The organism is Archangium gephyra, assembly GCF_042230915.1.
Classification (GTDB): domain Bacteria; phylum Myxococcota; class Myxococcia; order Myxococcales; family Myxococcaceae; genus Archangium; species Archangium gephyra_B.
The window spans coordinates 10,485,268-10,510,532 of the sequence record NZ_CP102578.1; the positions used below are offsets into that span (position 1 = coordinate 10,485,268).

Consider the following 25,265-nt stretch of genomic DNA (forward strand, 5'->3'; position numbering starts at 1 on the left):
TGACCCCGCCCCCAAAAGCCAGTCTCATGCCGGGCGCGTTGGAGTCCAAGCACACATCGGCAGGTTTGACGCTCGCCCTCACCCTGGCGCTCGCGGTAGGGCTGTCGCTCGCCCCGCTCCCCGAGGCGTGGCGGCCCATCCCCAGCCTCGCCCAGGGGCCGGTGGGGCCGCAGCTCCTTGCGCTCGTCACCACCTCCAGCCACGCCGCCAAGCGCAAGGCCATCGGCGTCGAGCCCGACACGGGGCCCGCCCCCGAGGTGCCCGAGCTCCCAGAGGAGGAGGCGGAGGAGACCGAGGTCGCCGAGGCCGACACCGCCTCCGACGGCGGCACCGTGCCCGCGCCGGCTCCCGTCGCCGACTCCTCCGACACGCTGGGGCTGGCGAACCTGGGCCCCGCCACGCTCACCAAGGCCCTGCGGATGGAGGCCCTGCGCGAGAAGATGGGCTCCAAGCACGTGGACCTCGACCCGGGCTGCCGCCGCATGGGCGCATCCGGGTGCGAGGAGGGCGGGTTGGAGCCCTTCTTCAAGGCCCTGCGGGCGCTGCGCTACGGCGGCCGCACCCTCCCCGTGCGCGTGGAGCACCTGGGCGACTCGCTCATCGCCTCGGACCACATCAACGACGTGGTGCGCGAGCGGCTGCAGGAGCGCCACGGCTCGGCGGGCAAGGGCTTCCTCTACATCGACCGCCCCACCCGCTCCGGCCGCGGCGTGCGCGCCGGCCAGGCCTCCGAGGGCTGGGAGTTCATCCGCATCATCGACCGCTCGCCGCCGAAGGACCGGCTGCCCTTCACCGGCGTGGCCTTCACCGCGGGCGGCCCCAAGGGCCCCCAGGACGTGCGCTTCGACATCGGCGATGCGCGCACGGCCGAAATCTTCTTCCTCGCCCAGCCCAATGGCGGCTCCGTGCAGGTGCTCGCCGACGGCAAGCCGTTGCAGCGCGTGCAGACGCGGTGGACTCCGGCCGAGGTCGCCAACGCCCGGGTGAAGCTGCCCGAGGGCGCCAAGACGCTGACGCTCAAGACGCGCGGCAAGGTGGAGCTGCACGGCGTCTCGCTGGAGAACGGCAACCCGGGCGTGGTGTACGACACCCTCGGCCTGCCGGGCGCCTACGCGGGCGTGTTCCTGCGCACCCACCGGCCCTACTTCCGCGCGCAGATGCGCCAGCGCAAGCCCTCGCTCGTGGTGCTCATGTTCGGCGGCAACGAGGCCTTCCGCCTCTCGCGCGACTGGACGAAGCCCGAGGAGATAAAGCAGGAGGCCGAGCAGCTGGTGAAGCTGGTGCGCGAGTCCGTGCCGGACGCCGCGTGCCTCGTCTGGTCTCCCATCGACGCGGCCGTGCGCACCATGGGTGGGGATCTGATTCCCCGCCGGGGCTCGCGCATGGTGGCGGACATCTTCCGCGACGTGGCCAAGGAGGGCGGCTGCGCCTACTGGGACGCGCTCGAGGCCATGGGCGGTGAGGGCTCGGCCATCCGCTGGCTGTCCTCGGGCCTGCTCAACGAGGACCTCATCCACCCGCGCGCCAAGGGCTCGGACCTGTTGGGCCACCTCTTCGACCTGGCCATCCAGCGCGCCTACGCCGCGAGCAGCCCGCCCCGTATCGCGGCCGAGCCCTCGGGCCTGCAGAACACCGACAAGTCCCTCACCGCCACCTTCCGGCGCCTGAGCAAGCTGGAGAAGGGCGAGGACGCGCGGCTGGGCATCCTCCAGATGGGCGCCTCGCACACGGCCTCGCACTACTTCACGGACGCGATGCGCAACGCGCTGGCGCAGCGCTTCGGCGACGCCGGGCGCGGCTTCATCTCCGCGGGCAAGCCGTCGGACCGGCTCAAGCCCGCGGGCGTCTCGCGCGAGCTGACGGGCGAGTGGACGGTGGAGGACGCGCTCCAGGCCACCACGCCCGGACAGGCCTGGGGCCTCGGCGGTACCCGCGCCGTGGGTGCGCCCGGAGCCTCGCTGCGCATCCGCTTCTGCGAGGGCTGCACCGCCGCCACCACGCCTCCCGCGCGGCTCTCGCTGTACTGGCTGGACGGCCCTGGCAGCGGACGCATGGAGGTGAAGGTGGATGGCAGCGCCCTGCCGCCCGAGCCCGCGCCGCCCGAGCCCTTCACCACGCCCACGGTGCGCATCCGCTCCTTCCCCGTCAGCGGCCCCGCCCACGAGCTCGAAGTGCTCAACCAGGGCGGCGGCGCGCTCACCGTGCTGGGCGCGGCGTTGGACCTGGAGCAGAAGGGCATCGCCTATGACGCGGTGGGCCTGCCGGGCTCCACCGCCTCCACGCTGGCCAGCGTGGACCCGCAGGCGCTCTCCGCGCAGCTCTCCTCGCGCAAGCCCCAGCTGCTCGTCTTCTGGTACGGCACCAACGAGAGTGGCCAGAAGGACCTGGACGCGGAGAAGCTGCGCACCGAGTACGGCGCCCTCATCTCCCGGCTGCGCAAGGACGCGGGCGGCGCCGAGTGCCTCGTCATCGGCACTACCGACCGGCTGCAGCAGGGCGCGGACGGCAGCTGGGAGGAAGCGCCCGCGCTCGCCCGCGTGGTGACGGCGCTGCCCGAGATGGCGCGTGCCCAGGGCTGCGCGTACTGGTCTCCCCGGGCGGCCATGGGCGGGGACCTGAGCATGCTGCGCTGGCAGCGCGACGGGCTCGGCCATGCCGACGGCATCCACCTGACGCCCGAGGGCTACGAGAAGCTCGCGGGCTCGTTCCTCTCCGACCTGCTCGCGGCCTACGAGGTCTTCAAGACCCAGCCGCCAGCGCTCGCCGCGGAGGGCGGCTGACGTGTATTTCCACAGCCTCCAGTTCCTCTTCTTCCTCACCGTCACCTTCAGCCTCTACTGGGCCCTGCACCGCCACAAGTGGCCGCGGCTGGCCGTGCTGATGGTGGCGAGCGTCTTCTTCTATTCGATGTGGACGCCCTGGCCCCTGGTGCTCTTCTTCGGGGCCACCGGCATCAACCACCTGTGCATCAAGGGCTTCCGGCGCTCGCAGTCGCCCGGCGTGCGCAAGGCCCTGCTGACGGTGTCCATCGTCAGCACCCTCGGCGTGCTGTGCACCTTCAAGTACGCGGACCTGTTCCGCGAGACGGCGGTGGCGCTGCTCGGTCCGCTGGGCCTCCACGTGCGCACCCAGCCCTTCGGGCTGCTGCTGCCGGTGGGCCTCTCCTTCTTCACCTTCCAGGCCCTCAGCTACGTGGTGGACCAGTACCGCGGGGAGATCCAGAAGGAGCACACGTTCTTCGAGCACCTGCTCTACCTGCTCTTCTTCCCGCACCTGGTGGCCGGCCCCATCGTGCGCGCCTCGCACCTCATCGAGCGCTTCGATGACACGCCGTCGCTGACGGTGGACGAGGGCGGCCGCGGCCTGTACCGGATCGCGGTGGGCCTGGCCAAGAAGCTCATCATCGCGGACGTGCTGGGCAGCGGCCTGGTGGACCCCGTCTTCGCCTCGCCCGAGGCCTACACCTCCGCCGAGTGCTTCGTCGCGGCGGTGGCCTACAGCTTCGAGCTCTACTTCGACTTCTCGGCGTACTCGGACATCGCCATCGGCACGGCGGCGCTCTTCGGCTTCAAGTTCGCGGAGAACTTCAACCGCCCCTACCTGGCGACGAACCTCTTCGACTTCTGGAGCCGCTGGCACATCAGCCTGTCCAACTGGCTGCGCGACTACCTCTACCGGCCGCTGGGCGGCAACCGCGTCTCCAAGCCCCGCGCGCTGCTCAACCTCATGATTACGATGGGCCTGGGCGGCCTGTGGCACGGGGCGGACTGGCGCTTCGCCATCTGGGGCCTCGCACACGGCGCCATGGAGTGCCTCATCCGCGTGTGGTGGTGGGTGACGGGCAAGCCGCCGAAGGAAGGCAAGATGGCCGTGGTGCGCGCGGGCCTCGGCTGGGTGGCCACCTTCACCGTGGTGGTGCTCACGCGCATCGTCTTCCGCTCGCCCAGCCTGGCGCACGCGGGGGAGATGTACCTGCGCCTCTTCGAGGGCAGCCTGGGCCTGGCCAACGTGAGCACCCTGGTGTGGACGATGCTCGCGGTGGCCGCGGTGAGCCACGTGACGCCGCTGAGTTTCTTCCACAAGGCCGGAGACCTCTTCGTGCGGATGCCGGTGCCCGTGCGCGCGATGGTGCTGGTGCTCGTGGGCCTGGGCGTGCGCCACCTGACGTCCGTCGAGACGCGCCCCTACGTCTACTTCCAGTTCTGAGCCCCGGCTGTAATTCCTACAATCGGGCCACCCACTTTTTTACAGTCCTTCCGACCACCGGACACCTTGCCGGGTCCGGAGTGGTGGGCAGGAGACATCAAGAAGGCGAAGGAGATCAGCCCCTTGCACTCCTGGGTGGGAATGTACGGGTGAGCCGGGTGCCGTGGCACGGAGCTAGCAGCCAGGCTCCTCGCCGATGAAATCCGCCCTCGCGCTGACCTGTCCCTGTCATCCGCCGCACCTCGAGCCCGGGGAGTGCCCCACGCTCGTGAGGGAACGGGGAACGCCAGGCAGGACGCTGCCCTCGCAGGCCTGGTCCGCCCCCCGCGAGGACAACCTGATCGGCCAGCGGCTCGGCAGCTTCCGGGTGGTGCGCCCGCTGGGCCGGGGCGGCATGGGGTGCGTCTACCTCGCCGAGCATGGCCTCATCCAGAAGCGGGTGGCCGTGAAGGTGCTCCACGCCCACCTCGCGCAGGACTCGAAGCTGGTGGCGCGCTTCCTCGCCGAGGCCCGCGCGGCCAGCCGCATCCAGCACGAGAACGTGGTGCTCGTCTTCGATCTCGACACGTTCGAGGGCCGGCCCTACCTCGTCATGGAGCACCTGGAGGGCGTGACGCTGGCCTCCTTCGCCCGCGAGCGGCCGGAGCCGGCAGTGGCGGTGGAGCTGCTCGCGCAGGTGTGTGACGCGCTCGGGGCCGCGCATGCGCAGGGCGTCATCCACCGGGATCTCAAGCCGGCCAACATCTTCGTCCTCCCGCGCGAGGACGGCGGGCACCGGGTGAAGCTGCTGGACTTCGGCATCGCCAAGCACCTCTACGCGGCGGAGGAGACGCCCACCCAGGCCGGCGTGCTGCTGGGGACTCCCGAGTACATGGCCCCCGAGCAGTGCGGAGAAGGCGCGGTGGACGCGCGCACGGACCTCTACGCGGCCGGGGTGCTCGGCTATCACCTGCTCACCGGACAGCTGCCCTTCAGCGGGCGCACCGCAGCGGAGATCCTCCTCGCCCACCTGCGCGTCACGCCCCGGCCGGCGCACGAGCTGGCCCCCCGGGTGCCCCCGGCGCTCTCGCGGGTGCTGCAACGCGCGATGGCCCGTCAGCCCGAGGAGCGCTACGCCAGCGCCGCCGAGCTCAAGGCCGCGCTCCTCACCGCCGTGAGCCCGGGCAAGAGCTCCGCCCCCCCCGCCTTTCAGGCCCGGCTCTCCGTGAAGGACGGCGAGGCTCCCCGGCGGCTCGGGTGCGACACGGTGGGCCGCAGCGGACTCTTCCTGCGCACCGACGCACCGCCGCCGCTGTTCACCCGGGTGAGGCTGCTGCTGGAGCTGCCCGGCGGAGAGCTGCCCTGCACGGGCCAGGTGGTGCGGCACGTGATGCCGGGCCAGGCCGAGGCGTGGGGCATGGAGCCCGGCTTCGGCGTGGAGCTGCAGCAAGTCCCCACCGACTTCCACGAGACCCTCACCCGCCTGCTCTCCGGTACGCGGGCACCGGCCGCGCCCGTCCGCGACAACCCCGAGGCGGAGCACGTCCTGCGCGACTTCCGCAACCGCGCCCAGGGGGACCACTACGCCCTGCTCGGCCTGCCGCCCGACGCCACCCGGGAGCGGGTGCGCGAAGCGGCCCGGCTCGCGCGGCAGCCCCTCGAATCGCTGCTCTCCGGCGTCCTGTCGGCGGACCAGCGCACCCAGGTGGAGCGGCAGCTCGAGCGGGTCTCCCAGGCGCTGCTCGTCCTGGGCAACCTGGAGCGGCGCGTGGAGTACGACGGCGCCCGGCGCAACGCGGCCGGCATCATCCGCTGCCTCGCCGAGGGACTCACCGTCTCCCAGTTGGAAGAGGCCCGGCAGCGCTTCCTCGCCCGGGAGCGGGGGGCCGATTCCCGCTCGCTGGTGCACCTGCTGTCGGCGCGCCTGCTGGAGAAGTCGGGCCAGAATGCCCAGGCGCTCGCCGCCTATGAGCAGGCCGTGCAGGCGGATCCGCTCCACCTGGAGACGCTCAACGGCTACCGCACCCTCCAGCTCAAGCTGCGGGGCGAGCCGCGCAGGCCCTCGGGCTCCTGGCCCACGCGCCCCCTCTGAGGGAGGGCCCCGGCTACGCCGCCCAGCGGCGCACGATGCGATCCGTGGCCTCGGCCTGGGCCGCGTCCTGAAGCAACTCCATGCCGACGCCCCGGGCTCCCAGCCGCACGCGCCCGCTCTCCGGGGCCGGGGCCGGGCGCACCTCGTCCGCGTGCCACAGCTCTCCCCCGCTGGCGAGCACGGCCTGCCGCATGCGCACGTCGAACTCGGGCTCGGACAGCAGCCGCATGTGCTCCACGAGCAGCTCCACCGTCACGTCCGCCTCGGGCCTGCGGGCGCCCGGGCCGGTGAGGCCCCGGAAGACCTCGGCATAGCGCTCGGCCGGGAGGAAGGCGGCATACCCGGGCCGGAGCACCGCCACCCCGGGCTCCGCGCGCGGTGCGGACAGCGAGGTCTCCGGAGCGCGCCAGGCCGGGAGCACCGACACCTCGTGCACCCGCGGCGTGCCATCCACGGCACCAGCGAAGGGTGACTGGCGGTGCAGGTCCACCAGCGAGGCGAGCAGGCCCGCCTGGCCCGCGTGGCGCACGGTGAGGCTGCGGTCCCCCTCGACGCGCACCTCGCCCCAGGCCGGCAGCGCGGAGATGCCCCGGGCGCCGATGGACGCCAGCGACACCTGCACCGGCTCGCCGAAGCGCGGCTGCCACATCAGCCGCTTGGAGGTGAGCCAGAAGCGTCCCGTGCACCGCAGGTAGTAGTAGAGGACGAGCGCACCGCCCGCGAAGAGCATGGGCGCGGGCCTGCCGAAGCGCTCCAGGCCGTAGCGATTGGTGATGGCCAGCAGCGCGTAGACCCACGTGCCGGGCCACGAGAGCACATGGCGCAATCCCTGCCGGCCCTCGAGCAGCACGGGCTCGTCCCCGCCGGGCGGCTGGGGCCGGGGCTCGTTCAACAGGGCCTCCAGGCGGCCGAGCACCTCGGCCAGCGACGCCCCCCCCTGCTGGGTGAAGTGGGAGAGCCGCTTGCGCGCGAGCACCTCCAGCCGCTTCCGCTGCCGCAGCAGTCCCGGGGAGCCCTCGCCACGGGCCAGCAGCTCGCTCAGGGGCGCCTCAAGCAGCAGGGCCTCGCGCAGCGGCTCCGGGTCCGCGCGCAGCAGCCGCTTCCAACGCGGCGAGCGCATCCTCCGCAGCACTCCGCCGTAGCAGGTGGCGGCCTGGGCCAGGACATCCAGCGTCTGACGTACACCGGACCCGGCACCCTGCTCGTCGGAGGACGAGCCGGTAGCGGAGTGGGGAGCGACGCGGGGGGAAGCCTGGAGCATGCCGTGAGTCCTCTCGACGGTTCCCCCTCCAAACTGCCTGGACCTGGGGTTTCAATCCAAGTCACGACTCCCTGGCAACGCTTGGAGGGCTCACGACCAAGCATACCCTCCCCTGCTGACTCTCCGCCAACCTCCTCCCGCATGCACACCGGGAGCGGCGATCGCTCGCCGTCCCGGCGCACTGTTTCAACGCTCGCACACGGACCCGTGTGAAAGGACGTCGGGCCTTACCGGCACTCGTAGATTTCCACGTCGATACCGCCGGAGTTGTCCGTGTACTGGTCGTCCCAGATGGAGAAGCCCACCGAATCTCCGTGACCGGTGTACGGCTGCACGTAGGTGTGGTCGATCTCGTTGCATGCCGTACCCCACATGAAATTGGTCCCATCGACCGCGACATCGAGGCCGTAGCTGCCCGGCCACTTGTCCTCACCCAGGATCCATCCCGGGCCGTAGCTGGAAGCCGGCCGATGGGAGCACTCCGCATCCGCGGTGCCATACGGGGCGCTGCCCGGCCAGTAGGTATAGGTCCCCGAGGCTTTCAGCCAATACACCCTACCGGTCAGCAGCACGGTGGCGGAGCGCACCGTCGTGCCATTGCTGGGCACGTGCACCGACTCCAGGAGGCGCTTCGCTCCGCCGGAGGGACAATCGCGAGACCCAGCCCCGTAAAACTCCGCGGAGGACTGGTCGGTGTTGCTGGTCCCGCCCACGGCGAGCACCGTGCCGTTGCCGAGCACCGTGGACGTGTGCCCGTAGCGGTCCACGTTCATGGCCCACGTCTCGCTCCAGGCGCCGGTGGCCGGGTCATACAGCTCCGACGAGGTGAGGATGCCCGTGGCCTCGTGGTAGCCGCCCGCGACGAGCACCTTGCCGTTCGCCATGAGGTTGGCCGTGTGGAAGCGGCGCGGCGACATCATGCCGCCCGTGGCCGACCAGGTGCCAGTGGCCGGGTCGTACAACTCGGCCGTGTTGGCGGGAGCGAACGAGTACCCATCACCCCCCGCGACCAGCACCTTGCCGTTGGGCAGCAACGTGGCCGTGTGGTGACGGCGGCCGAAGCCCATGCCGCCCACGGGCGAGAAGGAGCCGGTGGCCGGGTCATACAGCTCGGCAGAGACCAGCTGGTTCCCGCTGGCATCGCTGCCGCCCGCGATGAGCACCTTGCCGTCAGGCAGCAGCGTGGCCGTGTGGTAGCGGCGCGCGGAGCCCATGCGGCCGGTGTACATCCAGATGCCGGTGGCCGGATCGAACAGCTCGGCCGAGGCCAGCACGTCACCGCCGTACTCACTGGTGCCACCGCCCATCACCAGCACCTTGCCGTTGGGAAGCAGGACCGCGGCGTGGTGATAGCGCTGCTCGTTCAGCTGGCCGGCCGGCCTCCACTTGCCCAGCGCCGGGACGTACAGCTCGGCAGTGGCGTTGGTGATGGGGCACACGCCACCGCCCGCGATGAGCACCCGGCCATCCTTCAGCTTGGTGGACGTGTGTCCACGGTGGGAGCCGAGGGTATCGCCCGTGCGCGACCAGGTGCCGGTGGTGGGGTCATACACCTCCGAGGTGGTGTTGAAGCCGCCGGCCACCAGGACTCGGCCGTCGTCCAGCAGGTTCGCGGTGTGCAGCAGGCGCGGCAGGGCCATGCTGCCCGTGAGCGTCCATCCCCCCGTCGGCAGGGGCTCGCAGACGAGGCTCACGTTGGAGGAGGCGGTGTTGTTGTCCTCGCGGCACTCGGTCTCGCGACCGGTGCCGGTGCCGTCGTCATCGGCCACGGCCCACACCTCGGCGGAGCCACCCGGAGCGGTGGCGAGCGTCAGCGAGGCGGTGGTCTCGCCCCCGGCGGGGATGACGGAGGGCACGGTGGCCACGCCCAGCAGCGTGCCGCCCGAGGCCGGGTTGCCCTGGTAGAAGGCCACCTTCAGGCCCGCGGAGGCGGCGGCCTCACCATCGTTGCGCACGCGCGCCGTGAGCGTCAGCGCCAGCGTCTCGTGGTCGCACGAGGAGGCAACCGCCGACACCACCTGCAGGTCCGACGCGGCGAAGGCGCTGGTGGAGCCGACACCCTGGCTGTTGGAGCGGAAGGTGTTGAGGCCCGGCGTCAGCCAGTTGGTCGCCGGGTGGGCGGGGATGGTGCCGTCGTCGTTGACGTTGGTGACGGAGTAGGCGTGCTGGTTCCAGATGCGCCGCGTGTTCACCCACCCGTCCTTCTTGTCGCGGAACACGCGGATGCCGGTGAACTTGTCGAAGCCGTGATAGTTGTTGGCAATCATCACGATCTCGGCGTTGTCGTCGCCATCCACGTCCACGACAACCGGGTTCTCGTACGTGGTGCCCGAGCTGTGCGGCACCTCGAAGCGCACGGCCCCCGTGGCACCGTCGTAGATGCGCAACCGGACCTCGTCGGCGTAGACCACCTCGGCCTTGCCGTCGCCCTCGAAGTCAAAGGTGGAGGAGCCCGTGCGATTGGAGCTGTAGTCACGCGTGACGCTCGACCACTTGATCACACCATTGGACTCGAGGACGACGTAGCGGCCTGCGCCAGCCACGCCGATCTCCGCCTGTCCATCATTGTCGAAGTCCGCGATGTTCGGCGCACCGCCCGCTCCCCCATCCGGGATGGTGGCGGTCCACAGCAGCCGGCAGTCGTCATCCAGCAAGGACACCTTGCCGGACCACACGACGGCGATCTCCCCATACGGGTCGCTGTCGAAGTTGCCGACACCCGCCAGTCCATGCCCGATGGAGGTGTTGGCGCACTTGAGGGTGCCGTCATGACGGTAGACGGCCCGGTCGTTGATGACCTCGAGCTTGCCGTCCTGATCGATGTCCGCCGCGAAGGAGATGGGGCCCGTACCACTGATTCCCCCAAAGCCATCCGAGCCCACCCACTTGCGTACGCCCGTGTTGCTGAAGACGTAGTTGCCGTTGAGGAGCTCCACCGTCCCATCGCCGTCCAAATCCGCCAGCGAGACGCCACCCCAGTCGTTGCCCGACTCGGACGTACGGAACTTGAACGTGCCGTCGTTCTCGAAGCAGAGGATGCCCGCGCCACTCTCGTGCACGGTGCAGATCTCCACCAGCCCGTCACCATCGATGTCGCCTGCCGCGATGCTCGACGCGCCGCGCACCCGGTAACGCGTATCCGTCACCGTCCACAGGTCCTTGCCATCGGCACCGCTGATGGCCCGCAGAACACCGTTGGCGGAGTACCCGCCGCCCGCGAACGCGTTGAAGAGGACATCCGGCACACCATCCCCGCTCACGTCCACCACCGCCGGGGTCATCATCACCTGATTGTGGGTGGGCATCACCGCACTGCCCGTCCACGCCCACTCCAGCTCCGGCTCGAAGCTGGGCGTGAAGGGCGGCTTCACCTCGCAGCGCCCCTCGAGCGCCACCTCGGTCCGCTGCGCGAGCGCCTCGGTCTCCGGGCGCACCTCACCACAGCCCGCCAGCGCCAATCCGAGCGCCAACGTGCCTCCGCGGGTCATCCACGTCTGCTTTTTCATGTTTTCCCCCTCCGGCGGGTCTTAGAAGACCCGCACCTGCGGTGAAACGGCAGGTGGCCGATAAGTACAAGAACGCTGAACTCAGTTCAAGCAGTGGGAGTGGAAAAGCTCAAGCGGACGGTGTCGGCGCTGACCCCTCTCCCGGGAGTGCACGACCGGGCCGCGCTCAGACCTTGCGCCGCCGCATGCCACCGTCCGTGGACGGCTCGTACTGGAGGAGCGGCGGGACCAGCGGCAGGCGGACCTTGAAGCAGGTGCCCTGGCCCTCCTCGCTCTCCACCTCGATGCGGCCCCCGTGCGACTTCACGATGCCGTGCACCACGGAGAGCCCCAGCCCCGTGCCCTCGCCGGAGGCCTTGGTGGTGAAGAAGGGCTCGAAGAGGTGGCGCTTCGTCTCCTCGGACATGCCCGCGCCGGTGTCGCGCACCTCCACGTGGATGTGGTGCTCTTCGCGGCGCGTGCGGATGCGCACCACCCCGCCGGACGCGGTGGCCTGCCCCGCGTTCACCAGCAGGTTCACCATCACCTGGACGAGCTGCCGCGGGCGGCCCACCGACCTGCCCACCCCCCCCAGCTCCTTCTCCACCCGCACATGGCTCAGCTGGCCCTGCGCGATGCGCAGCGCCGTCTCCACCTCGGTGTCCAGGTCGTACGAGGTGTGGGCCTCGGGATCGCCTCGCGCGAAGCGGCGCAGGTCCCCGACGATGGTGTTCACCCGCTTGATGCCGTCCAGCGTGGCCGGGAGCACGTCGTCCACGTACTCCTTCATCACCTCGGACAGGTTCGGCTCGTCGCGCAAGTCCCGGAGCATCGAGTTGACGTTGCTCGTCACGAAGCTCATCGGGTTGTTGATTTCATGCGCCACGCCCGCCGCCAGCATGCCCAGGCTGGAGAGCCGCTCCTGCTCGAGCGCCCGCTGGTGCAGCTGCTGCAGCTCCTGGTGCGCGGCCTCCAGCTCCCCGTGGCTCTGCTCCAGCGCCCGGTGCGCCCGCTCCAGCTCCTCGCGCTGGCGCAGCGCCTGTCCCAGCACTCCGCGCAGCGTGGTGATGCGCTTCTCCGACACCAGGAAACCGAAGACGCCGATCAGCACGAACGCCAGCGTCACGCCCCCCTCGGCCCCCGTCAGCAGCGCCGCCGCGGCCACCCCTCCCAGGTACACCCCCGTGCGCAGGCGCACCCACCGGTCCATCCCGGAGAACAGCAGCAGGCTGTAGGGGACGAACACCCACGCCAGCGGATGCCAGTGGGTCACCACTCCCCCCACCACGCTCCCCGCCAGATTGGCGAGCATCCGCACCCACTCCGCCACGCCGCGCCCGCGCCACCGCGTCACCCACTCGACGAGCAGCACGTTGACGAAGCCGAGCACCGCCCACACGCCCGCCAGCGCGAACAGCACGGACCACTGGCCCCAGAACCAGCAGAACAACGCCAGGTTGAACACGACCGGGCCCAGTCCCCCGACGAGCTGGAGGCCTCGGTGCAGCTGCTCCGGGTCCTCCTCCAGCACGGCCTGCTTCGCTTGGGGCTCCATGACGGACGGCAACGGACCGCTCAGGGCCCCGAGGTCGCGGGAGCCTGGCCCCCCAGGAGGGCGCGCACGTCCGCCACGAGGCGATCATCGTCCCAGGGCTTGCTGATGAAGTGGGAGATGACTCCGGACTGCGAGCCTCCCGACAGGTCCGCGTGGCCCGAGATGAGCACCCGCGCGGCCCGGGGGGCGATCTGCAGCACCTGCCCGAGCAGCTCCAGGCCGTTCATCCCCCGCATGCGGAAGTCGGAGATGACGACGTCGGCCTCGAAGGTGGCCAGCTTCTCCAGGGCCTCCTGCCCGTTGAGGGCCACCTCGATGGAGAAGCCCTCGCGCCGCAGCAGGCGGCGCAGGGCTCCAACGACATGTACTTCATCATCGACGATGAGAATCCTGGCCATGGGGGCTCCGAGCCACACCGGCACGTGCACCCACCCTACACCAGATGAGGGAGCTGCTCGTGCCGGGACACTGCGTGGACAGGACGACGGACGCTCGAACGACGCTCGGCCGCACGAGCGGCCAGGCGGGCGGATTCACGACGAGGCACGGCACTGCCTGGGGTGGGAAAGGGGCGGGCATGGGACAGCGGTCACGAAGACAGGGAAACCCTGACGTCAGCAACTCCTCCGGGTCCCATTGATTCCTGGCCCGGCCATGAAAGGCGGAGACTCCAGAAAGAATAACAGAGACCCCCCCGCCCGGCGCCAGATCAGAGTGATTTGGGCGCGGCGGGGCCGGACAGCTGGGAGGCCAGGCGCAGCAAGTCCCGGAGGATGCGGCCGGTGGCCCCCCAGATGACGTGGGTGCCGTAGGTATAGAAGTCCACGTCGTACTCCACGCCACGTACATGGCGGCGCTCGGTGCGGCGGATGGCGGGGTCCAGCAGGGCCTCCAGGGGCACCTCGAGGATGAACTCCACCTCGTCCGGGCTGGGCCGGTACTCCAGGCCGTGGGGAATGACGCCCACGAAGGGCTGGATGCGGAACTCGGTGAGGGTGGGCACCTCGTCCAGGGCGCCGAGCACGCGCACCCCGGACACGTCGATGCCCAGCTCCTCGCGCGTCTCGCGCAGCGCGGTGTGCAGGGGGCTGGCGTCCTCGGGATCTCTCGAGCCCCCGGGGAAGGAGTACTGGCCGGCGTGGTGGCGCAGCGTGGTGGGACGCTTGGTGAAGAGGACGTGGGGGGTGCCGTCGCGCAGCAGGAGGGGCACCAGCACCGCGGCCTCGCGCAGCACGAAGCCGGGCAGGTGGAGGGCCCGGGGCTGCCGGGTGGCCAGGTGGTGCTCCAGGGCGTCGAAGAGTGCGTCCACGGCTAGTCCGTTCCCTGCCTCTCCACGGGGACCGTCAGAGGCTTGTTGGCGGTATCCACGTTCTCCACGCCGGACAGCGGGCGGAGGAGGCCCAGGTTGAGCAGCACCAGCAGCACCACGCCGAGCACCACCCGGTAGACGATGAAGATGACGGTGGAGTGCTTGCGCAGGTAGCTCAACAGCCAGGCGATGGCGGCCCATCCCGAGGCGAAGGCCACCAGGGTGCCCGTCACCAGGGCCACCGTCGAGGGCCGCTCGGTGGCCTCCAGCAGGTGCTTGAGCTCGAAGATGCCGGCCAGCGAGGTGGCGGGGATGGAGAGCAGGAAGGAATAACGCGCCGCATCCTCGCGCCGCAGCCCCAGCGACAGGGCACCGGTGATGGTGGTGCCCGAGCGCGAGGAGCCGGGGATGAGGGCCAGCGCCTGCCACAGCCCGACGATGAGGCCATCGCGCCAGCGCATGTCGTCCAGGGTGCGCTTGTGGGAGGCCATGCGCTCGACGACGAAGAGGATGAGGGCCAGGACGATGAGGCTGCCGGAGATGACGTAGAGCGAGCGGAGGGAGCCCTCGATGGTCTTCTTGAAGGCGAGCCCGCAGATGCCGATGGGCAGGGTGCCGATGAGGACGAACCAGGCCAAGCGCGAGTCGGTGGTGGCGAAGGGCTGGCGCCGCGCGAGGCCCTGGAAGAAGGCCTTGGTGAGGGTGACCAGATCCTTGCGGAAGTAGATGAGGACGGCGGCCACCGTGCCCAGCTGGATGACGGCGGAGTAGGCGGCGCCCGGATCCGGCCAGCCGAAGAGCTCCGGGACGATGCGCAGGTGCGCGGTGGAGCTGATGGGGAGGAACTCGGTCAGCCCCTGGACCAGCCCGAGGACGATGGCTTGAAGGAGACTCATACGTGTGGGGAAGTGGATGTATGCGCTACCCTGCGGGGCAGCAAGGGCCTTCGCATCGCCCTGTCGTCCGGGAACGTCCATGCCCCCTGCCCCACCCTGTCCCTGCACCTCCGGCCTGCGCTACCGCGAGTGTTGTGCCCGCTACCATCGAGGCGAGGCGGAGGCGCCGGACGCCGAGGCCCTGATGCGCTCGCGCTACAGCGCCTTCGCGTTGCGCGAGGTGGAGTACCTGTGGCGCACGCTGCACCCGGAGCACCCGGACCGGGCAAGGCCGAAGGAGGAGCTGCTGCGCGAGCTGCGAGCGGTGTGCAGCGCGCACAAGTACCCGAGGTTGCACGTGCTGGACCGCCAGGCGCCGGACGAGACGGGGAAGGCGGTGGTGCTCTTCTACGCGCGCATCTTCGAGAAGGGGAAGGACCGCTCGTTCGTGGAGCGGTCGGAGTTCCGTCACGATGGGACAGGGTGGCGCTACCTGTCGGGAGACGGGATGCCGGCGAGCGAGCTACACCAGTCTCCCGAGACCCTCACCCTGGGAAATTTCCCCTCTCCCACCGGGAGAGGGTCGGGGTGAGGGTGCCACGCCCCCTGGGTTGAGCCCGAGTCAACTCCCTCTCCCTCTGGGAGAGGGCCGGGGTGAGGGTCTTCACTCCGCGGGAATCGTGAGGGCGCGCAGCAGGCGATTGTCCCCCACCTGGATGCGCAGGAGCAGCACGGCGCCGGGCTTCTGGGCGCGGACGACCTGGGCGAACTCGCGCGGGTTGCGCACCTGCTTGCCGCCGGCCTCGACGACGACCATGCCGGGCTGGAGGCCGGCGCGGTCCGCGGGCGAGCCGGGGTCCACGGCGACGATCATCGCGCCCTGACGGACGCCCGGGGCCATGCGCGGGTCCACGTCCTGGAGGCGCAGGCCCAGCTTGCGGCCGGTGTCCTCCTCGCGGCCCTCCTCAGGGGCGGCGCCGTTGCCCTCGAGGTCCGGGCGCTCGCCGAGCTTCACCTGCACCTCCTGCTGCTTGCCGTTGCGGAAGACGGTGAGCTTCACGGTCTCCTCGGGCGGGCGGAAGCCGATGTCCCGGGTGAGGCCGCGCGAGGACTCGACGGGCGTGCCGTTGATGGCGGTGATGACGTCATCCTGCTTGAGCCCGGCCCTGGCGGAGGGAGTGTCCTCCTGCACGCCGGTGACGATGGCGCCCTTGCGCGCCGGGACGTTGAGTGCCTGGGCCAGCTCCGGCGTCAGGTCCTGCACCGACACGCCCAGCCAGCCGCGGCGGATCTTCCCCTTCTGCAACTGCGGCAGGAGCGCCTTGGCCATGTTGGAGGGCACGGCGAAGCCGATGCCCGTGCCGCCGCCGACGATGGCGGTGTTGATGCCGATGACCTCGCCGCGCATGTTGAAGAGCGGCCCGCCCGAGTTGCCCGGGTTGATGGCGGCGTCCGTCTGCAGGAAGTTGTCGTAGGGGCCGGCCTGGATGTCGCGCGCGCGGGCCGAGAGGATGCCGGCGCTGACGCTGGAGGTGAGGCCGAACGGATTGCCGATGGCCACCACCCCATCTCCCACGCGGATGTCGTCCGAGTTGCCGAGCCGGGCCACCGGCAGGTTGTGGACGTTGCCCTGCAGCTTGAGGAGGGCCAGGTCGGTGAGCGGATCCCTCCCGAGCACCTTGGCGTCGAACTCGCGGCCATCGTTGAGACGGATGCGGATGTCGATGGCGTTCTCCACCACGTGGTTGTTGGTGAGGATGAGGCCGTTGGAGTCGATGATGAAGCCCGAGCCCTCGCCCTGCTGGATGCGCTCCTCGGGGCTGCCACCGGGAGGCATGCCCGGACCGCCGGGGCCTCCGAAGAAGCGCTCGAAGAGATCGCCCGGCATGCCCTCCATGGCGGGGGCGCGCGCCTGGACCTGCACGTTGACGACCGTGTCATTCACGGCCTCGACCAGATCCGCGATGGACTGCGCGGGACCCGACCCGCCCACCGCTGGAGCCGGCTGGGGCGGTTGCCCCTGCTGGGCCTGGCCGGTGGCTCCTGTGCCCGGTGCCATGTCCTCGGGGGCCGGAGCGCGGGCTTCGGGTTGCTGTGCGGCGGGCCGCGCGGGCGCCGGCTCCCGGGTACGTGCCTCACACCCGGTGACGACCACGAGCATGAGGGCATTGAACAGGATGAACTGCTGCCAGAAGGCCGAGCGGGCGTACTTCATCAAGGGGCATCCTCCCTCGTGGGAAGATGAGGACCCCCCGCCGACTGACAACTACACGTCAGGAGGCAGCGGACGGGACGGGGGACCCTCGCCCGCCTCCTCCCCCCACCACGCGCGAGGAGCGGACCGCCTTCAGGTTGAACATCCGCTCCGGACGGGCTTCAGGTGTAGACGTCTACACCTGGGCGGGTACACCCACACACATACACCCACCCACTCAGGTGTAGACGTCTACACCTGGGCGGGCCCTGCCCCCACCGTCGCGCCAAACCCATCAGATGGCTCCAGGTCACGAGACATGGCGCATGTGCGTCAGGGCGAGCCGTAACCTGGGCGCCCCAACACACTCCCAGGAGGACTCATGTCCGCGGGGCTCGCCGTCTCCTGCCGTCGTGACGCGAAGTGGCCCGCGAGCACGGTCCTCCTGCTGGTGGCCTGGGTACTGGGCGGGTGCGCCACGGGAGCGCCTCCGGCCGGGCTGTCTGGGAGCCCGCGCGCCCACCGCCTGACACCGGCCTTCTCTAGGGAGGCGAGCCAGTCACGGACCCAGGCCGGCTCCGTGCGGAGCGCCACACCGCCAGAGGACTCCTCCGCGCTCGACGAGGGCGACGACCCGGAGGACGACTTCGACGAGGAGCCCGGCGTCCCGGTGGCGATGGCGGACGCACCCGGCGACGTGTCCGGCTCGCGGGGAGGCCGCCCGGGACGGCAGTCGAATAGGCCGCTGGAGGACGGGGACGGAGGCCCGGTGGGTTGGCGCGATGGCGTGGGGGACGGGCGCCCCTCGCCGGTGCCCTTCAGTCTGGACCACTTCCAGGGCCTGCTCGCGCAGGTGGGCGTGCCGCACGAGGTGCTGCCCGGGGACGGGCGCACCCTGTCGCCCGAGCAGGCGGTGCGACTGCTGGGGCACCTGGTGGAGGCGGAGGCGGGGCTTGGGGAGTTTCCCCGCCAGCGCATGGCGGCGCACCTGCTGCTGGAGGTGGCCACAGGGGCGGGGCCGGTGACACGCGAGCAATTGCACGCGCGCATGGACCGCTTCCACCGGCTGCGGGTGGTGCGGCCGGACGGCTACGTGGTGGAGGTGGTGACGGGCGAGGCGGTGCAGCGGGCCGGAGAGGTGCGGCTGGCCGAGGACGGCACGCTGCGCGCGGGCCGCTACGAGGTGGGCCCTTTCTACGCGGTGGAGGACGGGCAGCTGTGGCCGGTGGACACGGGGCTGGAGGTGCCTCCGGGCGCGGAGCCGTTGGGTCCCTACGTGCCGGATGACGGCGTGGTGCTGCCAGCGCTGGACGGGGTGGGGCTGGCGCTGGGGGATACGGTGGAGGGCCTCTACCGGCTCGTCTTCAAACCGGGTGAGACGCTGGAGGGAATCGCCCAACTGCCGGGGGTGGCGCGCGTACTCCTCCAGAATGCCCCCGAGTACTGGGAGGCGTTGCGCCAGAAGCCCCGGGGCGAGCAGGTGCGCACGGTGTCGCGGCTGATGGCCAACGCGCTGCTGACGGTGGGCACCTCGGGGGCGGGGGCGGTGAAGTCGGTGGGGTGGGGCGAGAAGCTCGGCCGGCTGTCGGTGCCCGTGCTGACGCTGACGCGCGAGGGCGAGCTGGTGCTGCGGCTGGTGGCGGTGCCCGGGCGGGCCGTGGCCGTGGCGGGCCAGGGGCTGAGCGTCGCCTGGGGCCTGCACCTGGCCAAGGTGGGCTCGGGCGCGGGCGGAGGTGGCGGCTGGGTGCCGCCGGTGGGCGGGCCGGGCCAGTGGGTGCCCAAGAACGAGCGGATGTCGCCGCGCTCACGCGCCTTCCAGCACAAGGTGACCCAGGCGCCCGCGGGCTGGGTGTACCGCGTGTGGCGCAATGGCGAGAAGGCCGACTTCGATGGCTTCGACGGGGGCTTCCTCCAGGAAACCAAGGGCCTGGGCTACGACAGACACTTCGACGTGGAGCTCAAGGCAAAGGGGTACTTCAGAGGGGCCGATAAACTCGCCAGGCAGGCCAAACGGCAGCGCCGGGTGGCCAACGGCATGCCCATCCGCTGGCACGTAGCGGAGCCCAGGATGGTGGACATCCTCAAGGGGGTGTTCCAGAAGGAAGGCGTCACGGGCATTGACGTGGTCTACACGCCGCCGTAGCCGGAGGACATGTCTCGCACGATGGACACCTACGATGCCGCTGTTTATTGGGGATGCCGCGTGGAGTCCGCCGAGGAGTGCGCCCGGCGAGCCGAGACCTTCTTCCGCCTTCTGTCACAGTGCGACCCCATCTACACACGTTGGTTCGAAAAAGCGGACTCTCGAAAGAAGGCGCTTCAACTTCAATTCGAACCCACCGCCGAAACCTTCGCACGCTTCTTCAAGAGGAGGGGCTACAGGATCGCGCAGGTTGGTTTCCTCTTCGGAGCCTGGACGGGACATGCGGAGAATGAGCGGGGTGGCTCGCTCAGGTTCACCTGTGGTTACGACGCCGTGGGGGCCTTGAACAACTGCGTGCTCGACCTGCCCAGGGAAGAGGCAGGTTTGGAGCGCGTGCTCACCGTGCCCGTCCTGGCCGACATCATCCGCGCCATGGTACTGGCCTGGGAGCCTGATTGTGGCGTCGTCTTCGCGAACGCCTATCAGCGGATGCGGGAGCATCCCGTGGGCAAGCCCTACACAGGCTGGCTGATGTACTTCTCACGCCGGATGGGCGAGGTACCGCCGCTGCCCGAGCCCGTGCGCGTCGAGCCGGTGGAGGACAAGGGCACGCTCATCATCCTCACGCCCGAGCGATTCAACGGGCATGACCCGGCCCACGTCGCCCTGGCCGACCAGGTGCGCGACTTGCTTGACCGGGCGGGACTGGTGAGGGATCTCATCCCCAGCCCCCCGGCTCCGCACGGCTGAGTGGCTTCAGGGGAGGCCGGCTCCTCCGAGGTTGTCCCCGCCGCCTACATCCCCTGCATGTCGTAGCTGGAGGGCACGTCCACGTGGAAGGCGAGGTCCACGGCGCGCTGCTCGGCGGGCGCGAGCGTCAGCCGCCAGGTGACGATGCCATCCATGGCCTCCACGGCGTGGCCGGGCGTCGTCTTCTTGTCGAGCTCCACCGTCACGTCATCGAGCTCGGAGACGGGGATGTGCTCGGCCACCTCCACCACCTCGGGACGCGGGCGGTAGTTGGCGAGGTTGAACCGGTAGGCGTAGTGGAAGCGTCGCCGGCCGCCGAAGAGGCCCTCGTCGCGGGCGATCTCCTGCACCACCACGCGCTCCACGCGCAGGGACTCCTCGATGCCGAAGGTGAGCTGGAAGGCGCCGCCCTGGGGCACCAGCTCCAGCGGCTGGCGGCCGATGAAGCCCGAGGCGCGGAACATGTCCACGGGGCCCGGCAGCAGCGGGAAGGGCGCGCCGTTGACGAGGCTCGCCACGCGGAACACCACCGGGTGCAGCTTGGGCACGGTGCGCCAGACGAAGGAGGACTTCAGCTTCGTGCGCGCCACGCGCAGCCGCACGGCCGTGCCCTCCCCGGGCACCTGGGCCAGCTCGGGCACCAGCAGCTGCACGGAGATGCCCTGAGAGGCCGCGCTCAGCGAGCCCTCCGTCTCCGCCGGCGTCTGCCCTCCGGCCTGGGCGTGCTGCTGCACCTCGTCGCGGCGGACCAGCACCTTGCGCTCGACGCGGCGCTCCCAGGCATTGAGCAACACGGGCGTCTGCTCCGGCGGCGTCGCGTTGTCGCGGGGCCGGGCGGAGGAGAGCGCCAGCCGCACCCCGCTCCAATCCTCGCCAGTGGACTGGCTCACCGTGGCGAAGGTGGAAAGCTCCACCTGGCCCGAGCCCTCGTCGGCGCGCGCCTCGTAGGAGGGAGTCCAGCCCGCGCCGCCCACCACGTACTGCAGCTCCACACGGGCGCGGTCCTCGGAGGGGCAGGCCAGCCGCACCTCCACCCGCCGCTCCATGCGCATGGCCGAGGCGGAGAGGAAGGACTCCCGGGCGCGCAGCGCGTCCAACTCCCGCTGCACCTCGCGCATGCGGGCGGCCCGGGACGACACCTCGGCGGCGGCGCGCAGCCGGGCGTCCAGCGCGGTGTCGAAGGCCTGGGTCCACGCACGCGCGTCCGGCCTGGGCTCGGTCAGCTCGCGCGCCACCCGCTTCACCGTCACCTCGGTGAGGCTCTCCCCGAGCTGTTGCAGCGCCTGGCCGCGTGCGCGGGCGTCCACCAGCTCCGCCATCTCGCGCTCCAGCGTCTCGCGCTTCTTGCGCAGCGCTTGGAGCTCCGGGCTGAACTCCTCCTGGCGCGTGCGCTCCTCGGCCACGAGGCTCTCCACGGTGGCGTCCTCGGAGCGGGCCCGGAAGCTGGAGGGGTCGGCGGCGGGGGGCACGGACTCGAAGACGGCGAGCGCGCGGCCGGTGCACGCCACCGTCTCCACCCGCGTCACCAGGGCGCGGTCCGGGTAGACGACGACGGAGGACACCTTCGCGGGGGCGGCGAGCGCCAGCATCATCAAGGGCAGGGTATGCATGGTGGCTCCTCGCTACTGCGACTGCTCCAGGCGCCAGCCCTTCGGGTGGCGGACGGTATAAAGGAAGGACACCACCTTCTTCTCCGAGGGCGCCACCGATAGGCGCCACATCAGCGTCCCCTTGGCCGGGTCCTGCTCGGCATAGGGCTCGGTGCGCACCAGCTTCACCTCCACGTCCTCGCTGCGCGACAACGGCCACTGGTCGTGGATGCGCACCGGGAGGGCGAAGGAGTACGGGTTGGCCACCTCGATGGTGACGAGGTACTCGGTGACGTCGTGCTTGCCGATGAGGCCCTTCTCGCTCGTCACGAGCTTCACGTTGCGCACCGGGCGCACCGCGGAGTCGATGCCGAGCGGCAGGGTGAAGGGCTCCTCCGGCGACACCAGCGGGAGCCGGGCCAGGCCGGCGGGGTCCGCTCCGACGAAGAGCTGCGCCTCACCGCCGGGCATCACCTGCTTGGACGGACTGCGCAGCTCCGCCACGAGGAAGGCATTGGGGGTGAGGGCGGGGTACAGCTTGCGCTCCACCTGCACGGGCCACGTCTCGGTGAAGAGGGGCACGCGCCGCTCGCCCTTGCCGCTGCGCACCGTCTCGGGGCGCTGCGAGGAGAAGGCCAGGGCGTAGCCGCCCGCGAGCGAGGCAGGCAGGCGCGGATCCACCACCGGCCGCTGCCAGGCCGGCGGCGGCGCGAGGCCCACGGGCACCTCCTCTACCGGGACCGACGGCCCCCACGAGCCGCCCCCCGAGCTTCCCGAGGAGCCAGGAGCGAGCTCGGCGAGGCTCTCGAAAGACCGCGCCGCACCGCCCTTGCCCCCGGGACGGTTCACCGCGATGCGCTTGATGAACTCCTCGTCCACGTTGACGCCCGTGCTGGTGGAGCCGACGTCGACGGTGGGGGGCGTGGCGGCGACCAGGAGTTCCTCGGAGCCCTGGGGCAGCAGCTCCCTGTTCACCCGGATGGTGCGATCCAACCGCAGCTGGATGTCCGGGCGCTCGTACGGCCTGAACCCCTCCTTGTCGAACCGCAGGGTGTAGACGCCCGGCGGGAGCCGGGGAATGCGGTACTGGCCCTGAGCGTCCGTCACCACGACCTGCTCGCCCTGGAGGTTGGGCGAGGTCGCCGTGACGACCACGTCCATCACGGGCTTCTTCGTGTCCGCGGCCACCACGGTGCCGACGATGACACTGTTGCTCATGCCCGGAGGCGTCTGGACCTGGTTGCGTGTCCGCTCATCCGCGACGGGCGGCCGCGCCGGGGCGGGAGGCGGCTGCGCGGGTGAGGCGGGAGCCGGAGCGGGCTGGCCGGTGAGCGAGAGGAGGCGGGCGCGCATCCGCAGGTTCTCGTCGGGGGGCTCGGGCGGCCTGGGGGGAGCGGGCGGAGGGGCACGCCAGGAGTCGGAGACGGGGGCGGGCGTGGGGATGAAGCGCTCGCGCTGGCCGATCTTCCAGGTGGCGAGCTCCGGCGCGGTGGTGGCGGTGGCGGGGATGGCGGTGCTGAGCGTGAGCGCCGCGTCCTCCCAGTCCTCGCCGGTCTGCTGGCTGACGCGCCCGGAGAAGGCCACCTGCACGCGGTTGGCCTCGGGCTCGAGCCGCAGCTCATAGGCGGGGAACCAGCGCGCCCCACTGGTGACGTAGGTGAGCGTGAGCGTCGCGGTACCCTGGCCCGAGAGGGTGGGGACGACCTCCAGGCCCTCGCGCCGTGGCGTCCCGCCGAGCTGCCGTGCCTCCTGGACGCGCCGCGACAGCTCGAGCTCGAGCGCCTCCTCGCGCTGGGACACCTCGCGCAGCTTCGCCTGGAGGCGGGCGGTGGTCTCCACCACGAAGTCCGTGGCGGCGCGCCAGCCGGAGGCATCGAGCCGGGAGGGGCCCTGCGCCTGCGGTGCGCCCTTCGCGGAGGTGGAAGGCGTGGAGGAGACGCCCTCGTCCGAGGGGACGGGACGCACCTTGCCGAGCGCGGCGAGCTGGGCGGAGTAGGCCTCGCGCTCGGCGCGGAGCTCGGAGAGCTGATCATCGAGCCGCTCCAGCTCGGTGACGAGCCGGCGGGCCTCGGTGGCGGGAAGGGCCTCGGAGGCGACGGGGCGGATGTCCACCCGCGTCACCTCGGCGCCCTGGGCCTCCACGCGGATGCTGGAGGGGTCCACCGCGCCATACAGCGGGGGCAGCTCCACGCGCTGGGTGCCGGAGAGGCCCACCCGCGCCGTGCGCACCACCCGGGCCCTGTCGCTGTAGACGGTGACGGAGGTGACGGGAGCATCCACCGCCGTGAGCCACAGCGCGCTCAGGGCGGAAAGGGCGAAGACAGGCATTCACCCGTTGTAGCGCTCCCGCCCCGGTGCCGTCACCTGGACGTGGCCCTCGTCACCCGGAGTGCTGGTGCGCTCCGCTAGAAGGCGGCGGTGGAAGGCGCCACGGCCGCCATGGGCTCCACGGACTTCTCCGGCTCGAGCACCCGCCCCGGCTCCACGAGCACCCCGCTCTGGGCCACGCGGCGGAAATAGTGGCAGGCCGGCGTGGCCTTGCGCTCGAGCGTCTCGAAGTCCACCGAGTAGAGGCCGAAGCGAGGGCCCCAGCCCTCGAGCCACTCGAAGTTGTCCATGAGGGACCAGTAGAGGTAGCCGCGCACGTCGGCGCCCTGGCGCACGGCGCTGAGCATCTGGCTCCAGTGGTTGTAGAGGAACTGGGGCCGCCGGTCGCCCTGGCGGTCATCGATGCCGTTCTCGGTGACCCAGATGGGCTTGCCGTACTTGTGGTGCAGCTCGACGAGCAGGTGGGAGAAGCCCTCGGAGTAGTCCTCCCAGCCGATGTCGGTCAGGCCGCGGTTGTGGATGTCGCGGTACTGGAACTGGAGGAAGGGCGGCTTGGGGATGAACCGGAGGTGGGCACGCGTGTAGTAGTTGATGCCCATGAAGTCCACGCTGTCGCGGCCACCCTCGATGCGCTGGCGCGTGGAGGCGAGGCCGGGCATCTGGATGCGCAGCTCGCCGTCGGTGAGGGCGCGGTGGAAGGCGTGGTTGTAGTTGTCGAAGGCCAGCCGGGTGAGGGCGCGGTCCAGCGGGTGCCACCAGCGGTCCGGGCGGAAGGCGAGCATGTTCTGCGAGATGCCGATCTCACACCGGCCGCACTCGCTGAGGATCTCCTCGCGGGCGGCGACGTGCGAGCGCGCGATGTTGCCGAGCGCGAGCATGGCCTTGTTGCCATCCGCGATGCCGGGGGGAATGACGCCCTGGAGGTAGCCGCCGAGCAGCAGCACCATGGGCTCATTGAAGGTGATGACGAGCGCGTCGAGGCCCTGGAGGATGCGGGCGCAGATGCGGGCGTAGCGGCGGAACTCGACGACGGAGGAGGGCTCGTGCCAGGGGGTTTCCCGGTGGAACCACTGGGGATGGGTGAAGTGGTGGAGGGTGACGACGGGCCGGATGCCGGCGGCCTTCATGCGCAGCAGGCGCTGGCGGTACTGGTCGACGGCGGACTCATCCACCTGGCCGCGGACGGGCTCGATGCGGGCCCATTCGAGCGAGATGCGGAACGCCCCGCTGCCCACCTCCTTGGCGAGCTGGACGTCATGGTCGAAGAGGTTCCAGTGGTCCACGCCGCGGCCGCAGCGGTGGTTGGGGTCCTTGCACTTCCCCTGGCGCTCCCACTCGGACCAGTCGTTCTCGATGTGCCCTTCGACCTGATAAGCGGCGGTGGCCACCCCGAAGGTGAAGCCGCGAGGAAATTCATTGGTGCCCATGAAACACAAAGTATGGGCCCGACTGACGAGCGGGAAGTGATTCCCCCGCAGAGGACGCACGACACGCGGGTG

The 25,265-nt window shown here is 70.8% G+C and carries 16 protein-coding genes; 6 read left to right on the plus strand and 10 right to left on the minus strand.

What is annotated here, in order from left to right; all coding sequences use genetic code 11:
* Positions 1 to 65 precede the first annotated feature (65 nt).
* The 3 genes from NR798_RS41190 (at position 66) to NR798_RS41200 (ending at position 6,277) form a co-directional block, all read left to right on the plus strand.
* On the plus strand, positions 66 to 2,780 hold the full coding sequence (locus tag NR798_RS41190; RefSeq protein ID WP_375768065.1) for a GDSL-type esterase/lipase family protein: 2,715 nt from the start codon (positions 66 to 68) through the stop codon (positions 2,778 to 2,780).
* Position 2,781: 1 nt separating this feature from the next.
* Complete coding sequence (locus NR798_RS41195) at positions 2,782 to 4,206, plus strand: MBOAT family O-acyltransferase (RefSeq protein WP_375768066.1); 1,425 nt, start codon at positions 2,782 to 2,784, stop codon at positions 4,204 to 4,206.
* A gap of 268 nt (positions 4,207 to 4,474) precedes the next feature.
* Complete coding sequence (locus NR798_RS41200) at positions 4,475 to 6,277, plus strand: protein kinase (RefSeq protein ID WP_375768067.1); 1,803 nt, start codon at positions 4,475 to 4,477, stop codon at positions 6,275 to 6,277.
* A 13-nt stretch (positions 6,278 to 6,290) separates the two neighbouring features.
* Here NR798_RS41200 and NR798_RS41205 read toward each other — a convergent pair whose 3' ends face one another.
* The 6 genes from NR798_RS41205 to NR798_RS41230 form a co-directional block, all read right to left on the minus strand.
* On the minus strand, positions 6,291 to 7,538 hold the full coding sequence (locus NR798_RS41205) for a hypothetical protein (RefSeq protein ID WP_375768068.1): 1,248 nt from the start codon (positions 7,536 to 7,538) through the stop codon (positions 6,291 to 6,293).
* Between the two features lie 227 nt (positions 7,539 to 7,765).
* On the minus strand, positions 7,766 to 11,044 hold the full coding sequence (locus NR798_RS41210) for a kelch repeat-containing protein (protein WP_375768069.1): 3,279 nt from the start codon (positions 11,042 to 11,044) through the stop codon (positions 7,766 to 7,768).
* 166 nt (positions 11,045 to 11,210) lie between these two features.
* Positions 11,211 to 12,578, minus strand: coding sequence for a sensor histidine kinase (locus NR798_RS41215; protein ID WP_375768070.1), 1,368 nt, complete (start codon positions 12,576 to 12,578; stop codon positions 11,211 to 11,213).
* A 20-nt stretch (positions 12,579 to 12,598) separates the two neighbouring features.
* The gene (locus tag NR798_RS41220; RefSeq protein WP_375768071.1) at positions 12,599 to 12,976 is read right to left on the minus strand and encodes a response regulator; all 378 of its coding nucleotides are present in this window, start codon (positions 12,974 to 12,976) and stop codon (positions 12,599 to 12,601) included.
* A 311-nt stretch (positions 12,977 to 13,287) separates the two neighbouring features.
* Positions 13,288 to 13,887 (minus strand): CoA pyrophosphatase, encoded by a 600-nt coding sequence (locus NR798_RS41225; protein ID WP_375768072.1) that lies wholly within the window; start codon positions 13,885 to 13,887, stop codon positions 13,288 to 13,290.
* Between the two features lie 2 nt (positions 13,888 to 13,889).
* Positions 13,890 to 14,783 carry an undecaprenyl-diphosphate phosphatase gene (locus tag NR798_RS41230; protein WP_375768073.1) on the minus strand — a complete coding sequence of 298 codons (894 nt, stop codon included), beginning with the start codon at positions 14,781 to 14,783 and terminating at the stop codon, positions 13,890 to 13,892.
* A 79-nt stretch (positions 14,784 to 14,862) separates the two neighbouring features.
* On the opposite strand from NR798_RS41230, the gene NR798_RS41235 reads away from it, so the two are divergent.
* Positions 14,863 to 15,354: a YchJ family protein gene (locus NR798_RS41235; protein ID WP_375768074.1), complete on the plus strand. Its 492-nt coding sequence runs from the start codon at positions 14,863 to 14,865 to the stop codon at positions 15,352 to 15,354.
* A gap of 72 nt (positions 15,355 to 15,426) precedes the next feature.
* Here NR798_RS41235 and NR798_RS41240 read toward each other — a convergent pair whose 3' ends face one another.
* Positions 15,427 to 16,977, minus strand: a complete 1,551-nt coding sequence (locus NR798_RS41240) for a Do family serine endopeptidase (protein ID WP_375768075.1) — start codon at positions 16,975 to 16,977, stop codon at positions 15,427 to 15,429.
* 559 nt (positions 16,978 to 17,536) lie between these two features.
* Between NR798_RS41240 and NR798_RS41245 the strand changes: the two genes are divergently transcribed.
* Both NR798_RS41245 and NR798_RS41250 read left to right on the plus strand, forming a co-directional pair.
* The gene (locus tag NR798_RS41245; protein ID WP_375768076.1) at positions 17,537 to 19,099 is read left to right on the plus strand and encodes a Tox-REase-5 domain-containing protein; all 1,563 of its coding nucleotides are present in this window, start codon (positions 17,537 to 17,539) and stop codon (positions 19,097 to 19,099) included.
* 21 nt (positions 19,100 to 19,120) lie between these two features.
* On the plus strand, positions 19,121 to 19,849 hold the full coding sequence (locus NR798_RS41250) for an Imm52 family immunity protein (RefSeq protein WP_375768077.1): 729 nt from the start codon (positions 19,121 to 19,123) through the stop codon (positions 19,847 to 19,849).
* Between the two features lie 44 nt (positions 19,850 to 19,893).
* On the opposite strand, the gene NR798_RS41255 is transcribed toward NR798_RS41250, so the two are convergent.
* From NR798_RS41255 to NR798_RS41265, 3 genes are all read right to left on the minus strand, one after another.
* Positions 19,894 to 21,459 (minus strand): mucoidy inhibitor MuiA family protein, encoded by a 1,566-nt coding sequence (locus NR798_RS41255; protein ID WP_375768078.1) that lies wholly within the window; start codon positions 21,457 to 21,459, stop codon positions 19,894 to 19,896.
* A 12-nt stretch (positions 21,460 to 21,471) separates the two neighbouring features.
* A complete protein-coding gene (locus NR798_RS41260; RefSeq protein ID WP_375768079.1) occupies positions 21,472 to 23,766 on the minus strand; it encodes a mucoidy inhibitor MuiA family protein in 2,295 nt (764 codons plus the stop codon).
* 77 nt (positions 23,767 to 23,843) lie between these two features.
* Positions 23,844 to 25,193, minus strand: coding sequence for a glycoside hydrolase family 1 protein (locus NR798_RS41265; RefSeq protein ID WP_375768080.1), 1,350 nt, complete (start codon positions 25,191 to 25,193; stop codon positions 23,844 to 23,846).
* Positions 25,194 to 25,265 lie beyond the last annotated feature (72 nt).

Coding starts and splice junctions, on each gene's coding strand:
- NR798_RS41260 (WP_375768079.1), bottom strand. CDS start 23,766: ATGCCTGTCTTCGCCCTTTCCGCCCTGAGCGCGCTGTGGCTCACGGCG.
- NR798_RS41215 (WP_375768070.1), bottom strand. CDS start 12,578: ATGGAGCCCCAAGCGAAGCAGGCCGTGCTGGAGGAGGACCCGGAGCAG.
- NR798_RS41250 (WP_375768077.1), top strand. CDS start 19,121: ATGGACACCTACGATGCCGCTGTTTATTGGGGATGCCGCGTGGAGTCC.
- NR798_RS41230 (WP_375768073.1), bottom strand. CDS start 14,783: ATGAGTCTCCTTCAAGCCATCGTCCTCGGGCTGGTCCAGGGGCTGACC.
- NR798_RS41220 (WP_375768071.1), bottom strand. CDS start 12,976: ATGGCCAGGATTCTCATCGTCGATGATGAAGTACATGTCGTTGGAGCC.
- NR798_RS41265 (WP_375768080.1), bottom strand. CDS start 25,193: ATGGGCACCAATGAATTTCCTCGCGGCTTCACCTTCGGGGTGGCCACC.
- NR798_RS41210 (WP_375768069.1), bottom strand. CDS start 11,044: ATGAAAAAGCAGACGTGGATGACCCGCGGAGGCACGTTGGCGCTCGGA.
- NR798_RS41255 (WP_375768078.1), bottom strand. CDS start 21,459: ATGCATACCCTGCCCTTGATGATGCTGGCGCTCGCCGCCCCCGCGAAG.
- NR798_RS41205 (WP_375768068.1), bottom strand. CDS start 7,538: ATGCTCCAGGCTTCCCCCCGCGTCGCTCCCCACTCCGCTACCGGCTCG.
- NR798_RS41235 (WP_375768074.1), top strand. CDS start 14,863: ATGCCCCCTGCCCCACCCTGTCCCTGCACCTCCGGCCTGCGCTACCGC.
- NR798_RS41240 (WP_375768075.1), bottom strand. CDS start 16,977: ATGAAGTACGCCCGCTCGGCCTTCTGGCAGCAGTTCATCCTGTTCAAT.